Source organism: Bradyrhizobium sp. 956_D2_N1_4 (assembly GCF_052076025.1).
GTDB lineage: Bacteria > Pseudomonadota > Alphaproteobacteria > Rhizobiales > Xanthobacteraceae > Bradyrhizobium > Bradyrhizobium barranii.
Map to the genome: position 1 here is coordinate 3,115,753 of NZ_CP197237.1, position 13,594 is coordinate 3,129,346.

Annotated in this window: 14 protein-coding genes and 1 pseudogene; 11 read left to right on the forward strand and 4 right to left on the reverse strand. The window is 60.3% G+C overall.

Annotation, left to right across the window (positions count from 1 at the left end; all coding sequences use genetic code 11):
- The first annotated feature begins 44 nt into the window (after nt 1–44).
- The 7 genes from poxB to AB7535_RS14435 all read left to right on the forward strand — a co-directional run bounded on the left by poxB (nt 45) and on the right by AB7535_RS14435 (nt 8,697).
- On the forward strand, nt 45–1,766 hold the full coding sequence (gene poxB, locus AB7535_RS14405; RefSeq protein ID WP_439036541.1) for a ubiquinone-dependent pyruvate dehydrogenase: 1,722 nt from the start codon (nt 45–47) through the stop codon (nt 1,764–1,766).
- A gap of 26 nt (nt 1,767–1,792) precedes the next feature.
- Entirely contained in the window at nt 1,793–3,199 is a 1,407-nt protein-coding gene (locus AB7535_RS14410; RefSeq protein WP_439036542.1) for a cytochrome ubiquinol oxidase subunit I, read from the forward strand.
- Nucleotides 3,196–4,176 carry a cytochrome d ubiquinol oxidase subunit II gene (gene cydB, locus AB7535_RS14415; RefSeq protein ID WP_439037344.1) on the forward strand — a complete coding sequence of 327 codons (981 nt, stop codon included), beginning with the start codon at nt 3,196–3,198 and terminating at the stop codon, nt 4,174–4,176. The genes AB7535_RS14410 and cydB overlap by 4 nt, the downstream gene beginning before the upstream one ends.
- Nucleotides 4,177–4,343: 167 nt before the next feature.
- Complete coding sequence (locus tag AB7535_RS14420) at nt 4,344–6,311, forward strand: FUSC family protein (RefSeq protein ID WP_439036543.1); 1,968 nt, start codon at nt 4,344–4,346, stop codon at nt 6,309–6,311.
- Nucleotides 6,296–7,243, forward strand: coding sequence for an efflux RND transporter periplasmic adaptor subunit (locus AB7535_RS14425; protein WP_162479092.1), 948 nt, complete (start codon nt 6,296–6,298; stop codon nt 7,241–7,243). The genes AB7535_RS14420 and AB7535_RS14425 overlap by 16 nt, the downstream gene beginning before the upstream one ends.
- Nucleotides 7,244–7,252: 9 nt before the next feature.
- On the forward strand, nt 7,253–7,456 hold the full coding sequence (locus AB7535_RS14430; RefSeq protein ID WP_162479093.1) for a DUF1656 domain-containing protein: 204 nt from the start codon (nt 7,253–7,255) through the stop codon (nt 7,454–7,456).
- A gap of 200 nt (nt 7,457–7,656) precedes the next feature.
- Nucleotides 7,657–8,697, forward strand: a complete 1,041-nt coding sequence (locus AB7535_RS14435; RefSeq protein ID WP_162479094.1) for an adenylate/guanylate cyclase domain-containing protein — start codon at nt 7,657–7,659, stop codon at nt 8,695–8,697.
- A 435-nt stretch (nt 8,698–9,132) separates the two neighbouring features.
- On the opposite strand, the gene AB7535_RS14440 is transcribed toward AB7535_RS14435, so the two are convergent.
- The 3 genes from AB7535_RS14440 to AB7535_RS14450 form a co-directional block, all read right to left on the reverse strand.
- Nucleotides 9,133–9,258 (reverse strand): hypothetical protein, encoded by a 126-nt coding sequence (locus AB7535_RS14440; RefSeq protein WP_439036544.1) that lies wholly within the window; start codon nt 9,256–9,258, stop codon nt 9,133–9,135.
- Between the two features lie 141 nt (nt 9,259–9,399).
- Nucleotides 9,400–9,750, reverse strand: a complete 351-nt coding sequence (locus AB7535_RS14445; RefSeq protein ID WP_439036545.1) for a hypothetical protein — start codon at nt 9,748–9,750, stop codon at nt 9,400–9,402.
- A gap of 77 nt (nt 9,751–9,827) precedes the next feature.
- On the reverse strand, nt 9,828–10,289 hold the full coding sequence (locus AB7535_RS14450) for an Hsp20 family protein (RefSeq protein ID WP_038959803.1): 462 nt from the start codon (nt 10,287–10,289) through the stop codon (nt 9,828–9,830).
- Nucleotides 10,290–10,839: 550 nt separating this feature from the next.
- Here AB7535_RS14450 and AB7535_RS14455 point away from each other — a divergent pair.
- From AB7535_RS14455 to AB7535_RS14470, 4 genes and pseudogenes are all read left to right on the forward strand, one after another.
- Nucleotides 10,840–11,019: a hypothetical protein gene (locus tag AB7535_RS14455; RefSeq protein WP_162479098.1), complete on the forward strand. Its 180-nt coding sequence runs from the start codon at nt 10,840–10,842 to the stop codon at nt 11,017–11,019.
- Nucleotides 11,016–11,249, forward strand: coding sequence for a hypothetical protein (locus AB7535_RS14460; RefSeq protein WP_439036546.1), 234 nt, complete (start codon nt 11,016–11,018; stop codon nt 11,247–11,249). Before AB7535_RS14455 ends, AB7535_RS14460 begins: the two co-directional genes overlap by 4 nt.
- Before the next feature lie 57 nt (nt 11,250–11,306).
- Nucleotides 11,307–12,164 carry a glucose 1-dehydrogenase gene (locus AB7535_RS14465; protein ID WP_162479099.1) on the forward strand — a complete coding sequence of 286 codons (858 nt, stop codon included), beginning with the start codon at nt 11,307–11,309 and terminating at the stop codon, nt 12,162–12,164.
- Nucleotides 12,164–12,529 (forward strand): annotated as a pseudogene (locus AB7535_RS14470) (hypothetical protein). The gene AB7535_RS14465 and the pseudogene AB7535_RS14470 overlap by 1 nt, the downstream one beginning before the upstream one ends.
- Here the strand turns inward: AB7535_RS14470 and AB7535_RS14475 are convergent.
- Complete coding sequence (locus tag AB7535_RS14475; protein ID WP_162479168.1) at nt 12,474–13,577, reverse strand: DNA topoisomerase IB; 1,104 nt, start codon at nt 13,575–13,577, stop codon at nt 12,474–12,476. The pseudogene AB7535_RS14470 and the gene AB7535_RS14475 overlap by 56 nt on opposite strands.
- Between the last annotated feature and the right edge of the window lie 17 nt (nt 13,578–13,594).

The window sequence follows — 13,594 nt, forward strand, 5'->3', positions numbered from 1 at the left end:
GACGGTCCGAGTCCAACATTGGAACCGCGGGATAGGAAAGAAGAATGAGCAAAACTGCATCCGAATATTTGGTCGAAGCCCTTGAGAAGGCGGGCGTGAAGCGCGTCTACGGTGTGGTTGGCGACTCCCTCAACGGTGTTTCTGACGCGCTTCGGCGAAGAAAATCGATCGATTGGATCCACATGCGCCACGAGGAGGCTGCCGCTTTCGCGGCGGGAGCCGAAGCTCATCTCACCGGAAACCTTGCCGTGTGTGCCGGCAGCTGCGGTCCCGGCAATCTGCATCTGATCAATGGTCTATTCGATTGCCAGCGTAGCGGCGTCCCCGTGCTGGCGATCGCCTCCCATATTCCGAGCAGCGAGATCGGGATCGACTATTTTCAGGCGACCCATCCCGAGAGTCTTTTCAAGGAGTGCAGTCACTACGTCGAACTCGTGTCGAGCGCCAATCAGCTTCCGCAGATCCTCAAACGGGCCATCAGGGTCGCGATCGCGAAAAGAGGTGTTGCGGTCATTGTGTTGCCGGGTGACGTCGCGCTGACGAAGATCGACGCCGATGTCCCGGAATGGATGGTGCCGGCTGCGCCGGTGCTCCGCCCAGGCGACACCGAGATCGAGCAATTGGCAGACTTTCTCAACGAAGCATCACGGGTGACGTTGTTCTGTGGCGCGGGTTGCGCAGGTGCCCACGCAGAAATCCTCGAACTAGCCCGCAAACAGAAGGCGCCGATTGTGCACGCCTTTCGCGGCAAGGAATTCATCGAATACGACAATCCCTACGATGTCGGGATGACCGGTCTTGTCGGCTTCGCATCAGGCTACGCGGCGATGAAGAATTGCGACGCTCTCCTGATGCTCGGGACAGATTTTCCATACCGCGCGTTCTATCCGGAACAGGCAAAAATCGCGCAGGTGGATGTGCGGCCGGAAGCGCTCGGCAATCGCTGCTCGCTTCACCTCGGCCTGCTCGGGACTGTCAAGGATACGCTGGGTGCCGTCTTACCGGTGGTCAAGGAGAAGACGGACGCCAGCCATCTCAACGATGCTTTGATCGATTACAAGAAGGCCAGGAAAGCTCTCGACTCGCTGACGGAGAGCGGTCCGAACAGCAATATCATCCATCCGCAATACGTGACCCGCCTAGTGAGCGAACTCGCCGCTGACGATGCCGTATTCACCTGCGATGTCGGAACTCCGATCATTTGGACGGCGCGCTATCTGAAAGTCAACGGCAGGCGGCGCATCATAGGTTCGTTCAATCACGGATCGATGGCGAATGCCATGCTGCAGGCAATCGGCGCGCAAGCGACCTATCCGGATCGCCAGGTTATCTCGATGTCAGGCGACGGCGGCTTCAGCATGATGATGGGAGATTTTCTCACCCTGACCCAGATGGGGCTGCCGGTAAAGGTGATCGTCCTCAACAACGGCACGCTCGGCTTTGTCGAAATGGAGATGAAGGCCAACGGATTCCTCGACACGGGCTGTGACCTCAAGAATCCGGATTTTGCGCTGATGGCAGAGGCCATGGGCGTCCGCGGCATCCGGGTCGAGAAGCCGCAGGAGTTGAAGCGGGCCATCGAAGCCGCGCTCGCGCACAAGGGCCCGGTCTTGCTGGACGTGGTGAGTGCCCGGCAGGAGCTCGCCATGCCGCCCAAGACGACCGTCGATGAAGCCTACCACTTCGGGATGTTCACGATGAAGGCGGTTCTTGACGGCCGCGCGGCCCAACTCATCGATCTTGCAAAGGTCAATCTAACTCGCTGAGCTTCGGCAGGAACGGGAGCGACAACATGATGTGGACCGCGCTTCTGCTGTCTCGCGTGCAGTTTGCCTTCACGGTGTCGCTTCACATCATTTTTCCGTCATTCACGATCGGGCTTGCCGCGTGGCTGGTTGTGCTTGAGGCGTTCCACCTGTTCACCGGGAAGCCAGTGTATCGTCGTCTCTTCGAATTCTGGCTCAGGATATTCGGCGTGACGTTTGGGCTCGGTGTCGTCTCCGGGATCGTGCTCGCGTTCGAATTCGGGATGAACTGGAGCCGGCTATCGGAGGTGACAGGCCCCATTCAGGGACCGTTGCTGGTGTACGAGAGCTTCACGGCATTTGCGCTGGAGGCTTCGTTTTTTGGTGTGCTGATCTTCGGGCGAAGCCGGGTGCCGCCGCTGGCCAACCTGTTCTCGACCATGATGGTGGCGCTTGGCACGACCTTCAGCGCCTTCTGGATCATGGTGAACAACAGCTGGATGCAGGCTCCGGTAGGTTACGCGATCGAGAACGGCATCTTCGTCCCGACCGATTGGAAGGGGATCATCTTCAGTCCGGTCGTATGGGTCCGCTTTCCTCACATGCTGGTCGCGGCCTATCTGACCGGCGCGTTCTGTGTCGCCGCGACCGGCTCATGGTATCACTTGCGCGGCACCTACGCGGTGGAAGGCAGGCTAATGCTGCGAATGGGTCTGTTCCTGGCGACGGTTCTCCTTCCGGTGCAACTGTTTCTGGGGCACCTGAACGGGGATTACGTTCACGAGAAACAACCGGCAAAATTTGCGGCCATCGAAGGCCGTTGGCATGACGAACAGCCTGCCGGCGAGGTCCTCATCGCCATTCCGGATGAAGCGAAGGAAGAAAATCAATTCGAGCTGAAGATTCCTTTTCTCGGCAGCCTCATCGCCTCGATGCGGTTCGACTCCAAAGAGGTCGGGCTGACCAGCTTTTCAAAGGAAGATCGGCCGCCTGTCGGGATTCCGTTCTTTGCCTTTCGGGTGATGGTCGGTAGTGGCCTCTTGATGATGGCAGTGGCCTGGCTGGGTTCCTTCCAGCTCGTGGTCGATCGCAAGAAGGGAGAGCGGTTGCTGCTGTGGGCGACCTTCCTGAGCTTTCCGCTTCCGTTCATCGCGACCCTAACGGGATGGTTCACCGCAGAAGTGGGCCGTCAGCCCTGGAGCGTGTACGGCGCGCTTCGCACGGCCGACGCCGTCACGCCGACCCTGACGGTCCCAGCCGTAATGATTTCCTTGACTATATTCATCACCGTTTACCTTGTCATCTTCAGCTTCGGAACACTCTATGTCTATCGCCTCTTGAGAGCCGGGCCTGTCGAATCCGAACACGTCCGTAGCGAAAATTCCAAGCGTCCGCTCGCCGTTGCCGGCAGCGCCCGGATCCCAGAGACCACACAAGGAGGGAATTGGGCGTGATTCTGTTTTGGGCAGGCCTGCTCGCCGCGACCACATTGCTCTATGTGTTGCTGGACGGCTTTGATCTTGGTGTCGGCATTCTGTTTGCATTTGCTGACGAACCAAATCGACGCAAGATGCTCGGCGCGATCTCGCCAGTCTGGGACGGCAACGAGACCTGGCTGGTCGTCACCGGCACGGTGCTGTTCGGCGCCTTTCCGGCGGCCTATGCCGCGCTCCTGTCGGCGTTCTATCTTCCGCTTGTGTTGATGTTGTGTGCATTGATATTGCGCGGCGTGGCGTTCGAGTTTCGATACAAGTCGCTCGGATTTAGGTGGTTCTGGGATCTGGGTTTCGCCGGCGGATCGTTCGTCGCGACATTCATCCAGGGCATGACGGTAGGCGCTTTGGTCGAGGGCCTGCCGATGAAGGATGGTCACTATATCGGCGGGACATTTGGCTGGTTCAGCCCTTTCGCCGTGCTTTGTGGATTCGGGCTGGTGCTCGGCTACAGCCTCCTCGGCGCCAGTTGGCTCGTCGGGAAGTGCGAGGGGACAATAAGGGAGCGCGCCTACCAGTTGTTGCCTGTGTTGACCGTTGCCGTCCTTGCCTTTCTTGCCACGGCCTTTGTGCTGGCGGTCACCATGCATCTTAATTTGATGAGCCGCTGGTTTGAGCGTCCGTATCTCCTGATCTTCCCACTGATCGGAGCGATTTCTTCGATTTGCCTGCTAAAGAGCACGCAGTGGCGGAATGACATGGCGCCGTTCAGATTCTCGTCGCTGATTTTCCTCGCAGCCTTCGGCACCTTGGCCTGCTCGTTTTGGCCATTCATGATTCCGTTCGCGCTCACGGTAGAGCAAGCAGCGTCACCTCCGGCCAGCTTGAACTTCATCTTCTGGGGGGCCGGCCTTTTCGTCATGCCGCTCACGCTCATCTACACGTTGGTGGTCTACAGGCTGTTTCGAGGAAAAGTTGCGGACGTTGGCTATGAATAGAACGGCCTCGGGTTGCTACGCTAAGCGAGCAGAAGACCGCAAAATGACGGCAGGGGCAACGACATGGTGAGGATCGAGCATCTGCTTGGTTCGGTGTGGTTCCTTCTCGAGGCATACATCATTGCAGAGGAGCAGGGCGCCCCCTTCAGGGCGCGTGACGTTCGCGCATGGTAATACCTGTTCACATATGGGCCCATGCCTTCAGAATATGGCTGGCGGCGGTAGTCGCGCTCTACATGGCGTTCTGGATGCAGATTGGAGGGGCATCGTCGGCGGCCGTTACGGTCGCAATTCTGGCGCTGCCGACCCGCGGCGCGGCGCTTGCGAAGGCGGCTAACAGGATCGCAGCGACACTCATAGGCGCCACCGTGTCAGTCGTGATCTCCGGTCTCTTCGCCGGTGAGCGGATCGCAATGCTCGGCGCTTTTGTTTGCTGGATATGCCTTTGTGTCTTCGTCGCAAGTTACCTCCGCGGCTATCAGGCCTACGCCGCCGTATTGTCTGGCTACACCGTAGCAATCATTGCTTTGGTCAATATCGATACGCCACAGAATGTGTTCACGACGATGACTGATCGAGTAGCAGCGATTACGATCGGAATCCTGTGCGTGGCACTGATCAATGATGTTTTCGGATCACCGCCCGTGTGGCGCGGACTGGATCGCCAGATCAAGGATATCTGGTGCGAGGTTCGAAGCTACGCGCGCGATATGTTGAGTGGGAACGCGGAGAAGCCCGAAGAAGCGGGAGAACTCCTCGCCAAGATCGCAGGGTTGAGAGATCAGGTCGACATCGTGGCTCACGATATGGCGGATGGGCGCTATCGGGCTGCGGGCGCAAGGAGTGCCATGCTCGCGCTCGTCGAGATCGTCCAACAAGTTCGGCTGTTGAGCTTGCCTGGCCACGACGATCATTTGGCCGTCACCGTTAAGAACCAATGCCTAATCGCTCTTGACGGCAATCACTCCGAGACACTTGCCGCTCTGACAAGGCTAGATGAAATCGAGTTGTCACGCCCGGATATCGTTGCAGGAGCGGTCTGGCAGATTCAACAGGCGATCCGTTTCGTAGTATCGAACAGTTTGCTCGACGACGGACTGTCATCCTTGCGCGAGGGGCTGGAGCCGGCGCGTGACGTGCGTCTGCCGCGTCGCGGGGAATTTTCCGTTGCTTTAGGGAACGCAACGCGCATCGGGATTGCGCTACTCGCGGGAACGACATTCCTCGTGCTTGCCGGATGGCCGGCCTCTGTTAGTGCTCTGTCGATCACAACGATCCTATGCGCGCTTAGCGCTACGATGCCTAACCCTTCAAAATTTGCGGTAGCAGCCATGGTAAGCTTCGTGCTCGCCTCGGTGAGCGCCGGAATTGTGCGCTTCTACGTTCTGACGGAGGCGCAGGATTTTGTGCGACTTGCTGTTGCAATCGCGCCCGTCTTGATTTTTGGCTGCTTGCTCAGCGTCCGTCCTGCGATCGCCGGCTTAGGCCTGATCACGAACAACATTTTCCTGGTCCTGCTGGCGCCCTCCAATCCTCAGGTCTACAATCCGCTCACCTTCTATTCCGAATGCATGTTCGTAGCTTTCGCACTGGGGGTCGTGTTTCTGGCCTCCCGCCTGATGTGGCCGGTATCGACGCTCGACAAGCAACATGCTGCCGTCAGGGCGACGCAGAAAACCCTGGCGGCAGCCGCTGCCGGTGCTGAATACAGCCTGCCAGCGCTCAAGTTTGATTTTGCTTCCCAGATCGCGGACTACGTCACGTCGGTTGCCGGCACAGGGCGGCCACGTCGCGAAGTACTCAAGGGCCTGCTTTCGATTCACGACCTGTCGCTTGCTGCAGCGTCGGCTCGTTTTCATTTGGAGCAGAGTTCGGACGGCCCAGCCATCCATTCAAGGATTGACCAATTGCAGCGGGCTATTGGGTCCGGGAACGGCCGACGACTGTGCGCCGGCGCCAGATCAATCCTCCAGCGAATGGAAGTTGGTCAAGCCGGTGAACGCGGAGCGCTCTTGGCTGCGGCGACAGATCTTTGGTCGGCAGGCCTGGTGCTTCAGCACGAGAAGCGAAGGATCCGTCACTTCTGCGACCATGGCTCGGTCAGGAAAGGAGATGTTCGATGGTCGTTGCACTAAAGAGAAGGCGGCCTGTGCTCAAGTTGCTCCGTTTCCTCGCTACCGGTGTGCTCGTCGTGGCAGCGCTTGTCGCCGCGCGCCGCGGTTGGCAGATCTATGTGACGTCTCCCTGGACGCGCGACGGCATGGTCCGCGTGCAGGTCGCAAACGTGGCGCCGCAGGTGTCTGGGCAGATTGTCGAGATACGAACACACGACAACGCGCACGTTCACAAGGGAGATGTGCTCTACGTTATCGAAAAGTTCGATTTTGAAGTGGCGCTGGCCAATGCAAAGGCAACGATCCTGACCCGGGAGGCCGACCTCGCGGTCAAGGAGGCGCAGAACGCCCGGCGTGAGGCTCTTTCGACGCTGTCCACCTCGATTGAGGAGAAACAGCAGTTCGACGGGACCGCGAAGATGGCGGAGGCCGCGCTTGCCAGTGCCAAGGCCGGGCTCGCGCAGGCTGAGATCAATCTTCAACGAACCGAGGTGCGGTCTCCCGTTGACGGCTACGTCACGAACCTTCTGATGCGCGTGGGAGACTTTGCCCAGACCGGTACCTCCAATCTGTCGGTTATCGACGAGCACTCCTATTGGATCGACGCCTATTTTGAGGAGACCAAACTCACCGGGATCCATGTCGGCGATCCGGTGGAGGCCACGCTGCTGGGTTTCCAGACTCCGCTCAACGGAAGGATCGAGAGCATCACGGGCGGCATCAGTGCTGCCAACGCCGCAAGCAGCACGCAAGGTCTTCCAAATGTCGACCCGATCTTCACCTGGGTTCGGCTTGCGCAACGAATTCCGGTGCGTATCAAGATCGAACAAGTCCCTCTGGAGGTGTCGCTCGTGGCAGGAATGACCTGCAGTGTCTCGGTTGTCGGAGGAACGAGAATGCCGGTGGCCGGGCGTGACCGTGGCCTCCTCGATCGGTTGGGAAACCTGCTTTAGAGAGGTCCGATGGGCGCCCCAAGGGATATTGATTTGGGAGGCATCCTGGTGGCTCCCTTCGTGCGATATCTGTTTCTTGCGTTTGTGATCATGGTCGCGGTTCGATTTGTTGTTGGTCGCATCGGATTGAGGTCGATGTTTGCGAATCCCCCACTCGCGGAGGCGGCTCTCTACGTCTGCATCCTTGGGTCTCTTATCGCATTTGGGATCTGAGCGTTTGTCAAAAAGGTGTCTGAAATGGCCTCAATCTTAGGGTCGAGCGCGGGCGTAACGGTTTGAGGAGTCGGAGCAAGACCGCAGTCTGGAACAAAATGGATCACGAATGATCAAGATCGGTTCGGGCGAGAGCGTAGCCTGGAAATTACGATAGTAACTCGGCCTGCATCCGTTCCGGCGAGAAGAGTAACGATACGATGCTGCGCTATCTTGCCTGCCTCCGATCTTATCCCGTGGCGGCGGCGCTCGCGATCGGAATTTTTCTCATTGACACGCTGACATCACTCCACTTCGCGGTGGCATCGCTCTACGTGATCGTTGTCTTGATTGCCGCTCATGACCTTCATCGCCGTGCCATCGTGATCGCGGGCGTGACCTGCACGCTTCTTACGGTCCTCAGCTATCTGCTCATGCACGGACTTGAGGAGGATGGAGCCGCGCCGTTGCGGTTTGTGGTGAGTCTGGTTTCTATCCTGATTGCCACCATCCTGGTGCTTCGGAACGTCTCAGCAAATCTGCGCGTCAAGGAAGTGGAGCGGGAGCGGGCCAACCTCGCTCGCTTCTTCTCGCCGAAGATTATCGACCAGCTTGTCGACATTCATACGCCGTTCTCCTTCGCACGCCGTCAGTCTGCGGCCGTCTTATTTGCCGACATGATAGGCTTTACCGCGTATTCGTCGGGAAAGCCGCCGGATCTCGTCATCGGCATGCTGCGCGATCTGCTTCAGCTCCTGAGCGAGGCGGTTTTCTCCAATGACGGGTCGGTCGACAAATATTTGGGTGACGGGGTGATGGCATTTTTTGGTCCGCCCCTGACGAGCCGGCGAGATGCCACGAATGCGGCTCTGTGTGCTCTGAAAATCGTGAACGCGATCGAATGCCGGAATCAGCGGCGCATCCGCTGCAAGGAGGATGCCGTCCGCATTGCCGTCGGCATTCATTACGGCGAGGTCGTGCAAGGAGATGTCGGAAGCGAGAAGCGGCTCGAACTGACCTTGGTCGGGGACACCGTGAATATCGCGAGCCGCGTTGAAGCTTATTGCCGAATTCTCGATGCTCCGGTGCTGGTTACAGGTGAGTTCGTGGAGGCACTAGCAGCGGAAGGTAGTTTAAACCTCGCGAAAGTGTTTATTGACGAAGGCTTCCACGTCCTGCGGGGTTGCAGAGAGCCGATCCGTCTCTTTAGTGTGAAAGGAGAGTCAAAACCTCCGGCGACGGCTGAACCCCGAGATATTTGACCAGGCGACGAGGCTACCGATCCGGCGAGCGACCTCGACATGCCGCTTGATCATGTCGCCAGACGCTTCGGAGGAGCCGGCCGTGCTACCTTGCACAGCGCGAAAGGAGGGAATTGGACGCTGTCGTCATGTACGGTGTCAACGCCGCCGATTTACCACATGCCGAACGTCTCACGAACGAGGTTGACGAATCCGCGCTGCTCGCTGCGTTCGCTGAGCGTGCTCCGCGCGTTTATCGCAAGCAATGGCGGCTCGCCTGTCAATCGGCCCTTTAATTGCTCCCGAAGCCGGGGATCGGCGTCCAAAATTGATCCCCCGTAGGTTGGACTGTTGCCTGCTTTGGAACGAAGCAGGTGGTGGGGATGCCAGTGGTGGAGACGATTGGGGCTTGTCCACTTGTTCCAATGCCTTGGTACGGCATGCGGAAGTGTCGGCCTAGGAGGGGCGGTCGCCGCGCCGGTCGTTCGCTTCGAAGCCTCCCGTGCGCTCCGCGATGAAGCGCACGAGAAAATCCGTCGCCGACCCGGGAGCGAAGCCGGAGCCGATGGATTCCAGCAGCATCCGGTACGCGCGCCTGTCCGCTTCGCTTTCCCAATGCTCGGCGTAGGTCTCCAGGAGTTCGGCTCCAACGCCGTCGACCGTTTCGATGAGCCGCCGAAAGATCTCGGAGGCAGAATGCAACGTTGCCGAGCAACACCGTCGTCAGGACGGCTGGCGTGAGCATCGCCTTCCGAAGGCAACCGCGGCGGCCCAAGGCCGCCGCAACCGCATCGGCACCCCGCCGCCGCGGGGCGGGTCGTCGTCGTAGCCGTCCAATTTGCGCAGTGCCGCAAGGATTTCCGCGAGCCGAACCGGGCGGCCCATGCCGGGAATCTCGCGCAAGGTCGGCGAGGATTCGACTGCGAACATGTCGGAGGCCCACGACGACAGGACGACCCGCTTCTCGGGAGCGGTCCGCTCCTGGTCGTTCAGGACGTCGTCCGGAGACGCGTAGTGCGCGGCCGGATGGAATAGAGGGTGGTGAGTACAGGAATTCGTGTTGGCGTTGGTCATTGGTCGTCTCCCTTTTACGCTCCTTTCTAGGGAAGGTTTGAATGCGGGCGGCGGACCAACCACCGCCCGCATGGCCGTCAGGCGGCCTTTTTCTGCTCGATCTGGGGCGAGGAAGCCGTCGCGCCCGCGATCTGGATCCGGCGGGGTTTCATGGCTTCCGGGACCTCGCGGACGAGATCGATGATCAGGAGGCCGTCGCGGAACGCGGCCTCCTTCACCTGGACGTAGTCGGCGAGGTTGAAGACGCGGCGGAAGGGGCGCGCGGCGATCCCTTGGAAGAGATATTCGCTCGCCGGCTTCTCCGGCTTCCGGCCCTCGATGGTGAGCGCGTTCTGCTCGGCCGTTACGCTGATATCGTCGGCGCCGAAGCCCGCGACGGCGAGCGTAATCCGGTAGTGGTCTTCGCCGGAGCGCTCGATGTTGTAGGGCGGATAGTTGTCGTCGCTCGCCTGACGAAGCGCGCTATCGACCAGGCCAGCCAGGTGGTCGAAGCCGATGGTGGAGCGCCACAGGGGCGCGAAGTCGAAGGTCGTCCTCATATCCAAGTCCTCCTAGGAGCAAGATGGTTACGAAGGGATGCAAGACGGCGGTCCGAGGACCTGCCGGCCCGCGCCAGCGCCGGGCCCAACCTGGCGTCCGGCACACCGCTCTCGCGGCGAAAAATGAATTAGAAAAACGACAAGAGGTTTCAAGAGGACCGTCGGAAATGTTTTCGGGCCAACGTGATTTGGTTAACCCGGTGGCACAAGAATTCGCACGCTGCACCACTGCCATCTTGACAGCGGTTTCGTGCCGAATATTTTTGCGAGGGGAGTTCGTTTTCCCGTTACTCGCAGCTGAAAAGGACAAGAAGACCGTCAGGAGTGGCGACGATGCTCGATGAAGATTTTGTCCGTATCCGTGCGCACCGCAACAACATCCACCGCTATCGCAGCCTGCTGAAGACCCGTCTCTCGGACCTCGAACGCCAGTTCATCGAACGGCGCCTCTCCGAGGAGAGCTCGGCGCTGGAGGTATTGACCTCCAAGACCTTCCCCATGGCACTCACGTTACCCCCACAATCGTCGCCGGCGACCGCGGGGGCGTATCGTGATCGCCGTCACAGATCTGCCGTTCCGCGGCAGCGAGAAAGTCATCGCCAACTACCGCCTGCTCCTTGCCAGCGCGAAGACCGAAAGGGAGCGCGAACTCTACTGCAGCCGGATCGAGCGCGAACAACGGCTTCTAGATCAGCTACGCGACGGATTTCCGGAGCGGTTCGCGGCATGAAGTTCGAAACCGACGAGGACCGTTTTGCCGGCTACGACGTCGTGCTGAAGCAGCGGGGACGGGGCCGCTGGAAATGGGCCGTCTGCACCGCCGCGGGCGAAGTCGTCATGTCCGGCTCGGAGTGCAGTCGCGCGGGCGCTAGGTACAAGGCTGAGCGCGCTCTCTTTCTCCTACTTTGCGCAAGCGCGTCGCGGGCGGCGTCCGGAGGAGAGTGGCGGGCAACGGGCTAGGAACCTTGGTTGTCGTCAGGCGGTTGTCGCGCTCTCGACCCGCGGAGATCGAATCCGATGCCCGACTATCCGAAGCCGCCTTACCCCAGTCAGAAGCAGCCGATGCCCGGGTCGACCGCGCGAATGGACCCGCGCCCCGATCACGGAGAGACCAGCTACAAGGGGGCGGGCCGCCTGAACGGCAAGCGGGCCATCATCACCGGTGGCGACAGCGGAATAGGAAGGGCGGTCGCTATCGCCTTCGCCCGCGAGGGCGCAGATATTCTGATCGCCTATCTCGATGAGCACGACGACGCCAAGGAAGTTGCGGCCCTCGTCCAGGCGGAGGGACGCAAGGCCGTTCTAGTCGAAGGCGATCTGAGGTCTGCGGACCATTGCAGGAAGGTCGTCGATCGGGCGGTCCGGGATCTCGGCGGCGTCGACATCCTCGTCAACAATGCCGCGCATCAGGCGACCTTCAAGGATCTTGGCGACATCAGCGACGAGGAATGGCGAATGACGTTCGATGTGAACATCCACGCCATGTTCTTCCTCGCGAAGGCGGCCGTGCCGCACATGGGGCCGGGTGGCGCGATCATCAATACGGCTTCCGTGAACTCGGACATGCCGAACCCCACGCTCCTGGCCTATGCGACAACCAAGGGAGCTATCCAGAACTTCACAGGCGGGTTGGCCCAGATGCTGGCGGAGAAGGGCATCCGTGTGAACGCGGTGGCGCCCGGGCCGATCTGGACGCCGCTGATCCCGTCGACCATGCCCGAGGATACCGTGAAGAATTTCGGCAAGCAGGTGCCGATGAAGCGCGCCGGGCAGCCGGCCGAGCTGGCGACGGCGTACGTGATGCTGGCCGATCCGCTATCGAGCTACACCTCCGGCACCACGGTCGCGGTGACCGGAGGGAAGCCCTTCATCTGATGCCGGGCCTGCAGCATCCAGTCACACCTGATGGGCGCTATTTCGTCGTTCGCGGTAGACTCTGGCGGATGAGCGATCCCGACCTTGCTGTCCAAGACAAGGAGCGGCGGGCAGCTGATGGATGCGCGGCGAGCCGTGAAGGCGGCCAGGGCGACTAGAGAACTAACGCAGAGACCGTCGCCCATCGCTTCGTCGACGAAGCGAAGCGCCGGCTCGGAGAGCGGGGACCGGTGTGGTGGAAGGACGGCGCGCCCGACTTCAACCGACACGCGGTCAAGAACACGCCCTATGCCGGCTGGTACGCGGGGCTCAGGCTGCGGCCTTCAGGGAATCGAGACGGTTGCGAAGAAATGCCAGCACCGTGATCTCGTCGGAGGTCAGCCTGGCGTACTGGCGCTTGAACTTCTGCGCGATCTTAGCTTCGATCATCTTCACCAGATCACCGGACATGTAGGCATTCAGCACCTCTGGATGCACGTAGCACTTGCGGCAGATGGCCGGCGTGTTGCCGAGTTGCTTCGAGACGCTCTCGATCGCGGCGACGACGTTGCGCTTTGCCTCGGCCTGGCTGTCGTACTTCTTGAACTCGGTCAGCGCCAATGCCGCAAGCACGGTCCCCGCCCAGGTCCGGAAATCCTTGGCGCTGAAGTCCTCGCCCGTGACGTCTTTGATGTAAGCGTTGACGTCGCCGGAATCCACGCTGCGAGGCTCTCCGTCGTCGTCGAGGTACTTGAAGAGCTCGTGTCCCGGGATCTCCGCGCAGTGTTTCACGATTGAGGCGATCCGCTTGTCTTCAACGCGGAGCTTCCACTGCTTGCCCGACTTGCCCGTGAAGGCGAACCGAAGGACGCCGCGGCCGACCGCGACGTGCTTGCGGCGCATGGTCGTAAGCCCGAAGGAGTTGTTCTTCTCGGCATACTCGGCATTGCCGACCCGGATCAGCGTCTTCTCAAGAAGACTGACGATCGTCGCCAGCACCTTCTCACGGGGCAGCCCGTCCCGCTTCATGTCGGCAGCGACCCGCGCTCGCAACGCGGGCAGCGCAGCCGCGAACCGGATCACATGCTCATATTTGTCCTGGTCGCGAAGCTCTCGCCATTTCGCGTGATAGCGGTATTGCTTTCGGCCGCGGGCATCGAGCCCGGTCGCTTGGATGTGGCCGTTGGCCGAGGGGCAAATCCAGACGGACTCGTAGGCCGGTGGGATGCCGATGGACTTGATACGCCGAATGACGGCGGCGTCGGTGATGCGCTTGCCGTCCTTGTCGTAGTAGCTGAAGGTGGTCCCGGTCCGCTTGCGCGTGTAGCCGGGCGAGGAGCCGCTGACGTACCGGAGGCCTTCTTCCGCGATGCTGGCCGCCACCTCGGCGGTGCGGTCCAGAACTTGTTCTTCGTTGACGGTCTGTCGGAGCATTGGCCTGTCCATCGGAA

What these genes read in the sequence shown, in the direction of transcription:
- poxB (WP_439036541.1), top strand. Translation starts at nt 45, where the DNA reads ATGAGCAAAACTGCATCCGAATATTTGGTCGAAGCCCTTGAGAAGGCG.
- AB7535_RS14410 (WP_439036542.1), top strand. Translation starts at nt 1,793, where the DNA reads ATGATGTGGACCGCGCTTCTGCTGTCTCGCGTGCAGTTTGCCTTCACG.
- AB7535_RS14420 (WP_439036543.1), top strand. Translation starts at nt 4,344, where the DNA reads ATGGTAATACCTGTTCACATATGGGCCCATGCCTTCAGAATATGGCTG.
- AB7535_RS14425 (WP_162479092.1), top strand. Translation starts at nt 6,296, where the DNA reads ATGGTCGTTGCACTAAAGAGAAGGCGGCCTGTGCTCAAGTTGCTCCGT.
- AB7535_RS14430 (WP_162479093.1), top strand. Translation starts at nt 7,253, where the DNA reads ATGGGCGCCCCAAGGGATATTGATTTGGGAGGCATCCTGGTGGCTCCC.
- AB7535_RS14435 (WP_162479094.1), top strand. Translation starts at nt 7,657, where the DNA reads ATGCTGCGCTATCTTGCCTGCCTCCGATCTTATCCCGTGGCGGCGGCG.
- AB7535_RS14440 (WP_439036544.1), bottom strand. Translation starts at nt 9,258, where the DNA reads ATGCTGCTGGAATCCATCGGCTCCGGCTTCGCTCCCGGGTCGGCGACG.
- AB7535_RS14445 (WP_439036545.1), bottom strand. Translation starts at nt 9,750, where the DNA reads ATGACCAACGCCAACACGAATTCCTGTACTCACCACCCTCTATTCCAT.
- AB7535_RS14450 (WP_038959803.1), bottom strand. Translation starts at nt 10,289, where the DNA reads ATGAGGACGACCTTCGACTTCGCGCCCCTGTGGCGCTCCACCATCGGC.
- AB7535_RS14460 (WP_439036546.1), top strand. Translation starts at nt 11,016, where the DNA reads ATGAAGTTCGAAACCGACGAGGACCGTTTTGCCGGCTACGACGTCGTG.
- AB7535_RS14465 (WP_162479099.1), top strand. Translation starts at nt 11,307, where the DNA reads ATGCCCGACTATCCGAAGCCGCCTTACCCCAGTCAGAAGCAGCCGATG.
- AB7535_RS14475 (WP_162479168.1), bottom strand. Translation starts at nt 13,577, where the DNA reads ATGCTCCGACAGACCGTCAACGAAGAACAAGTTCTGGACCGCACCGCC.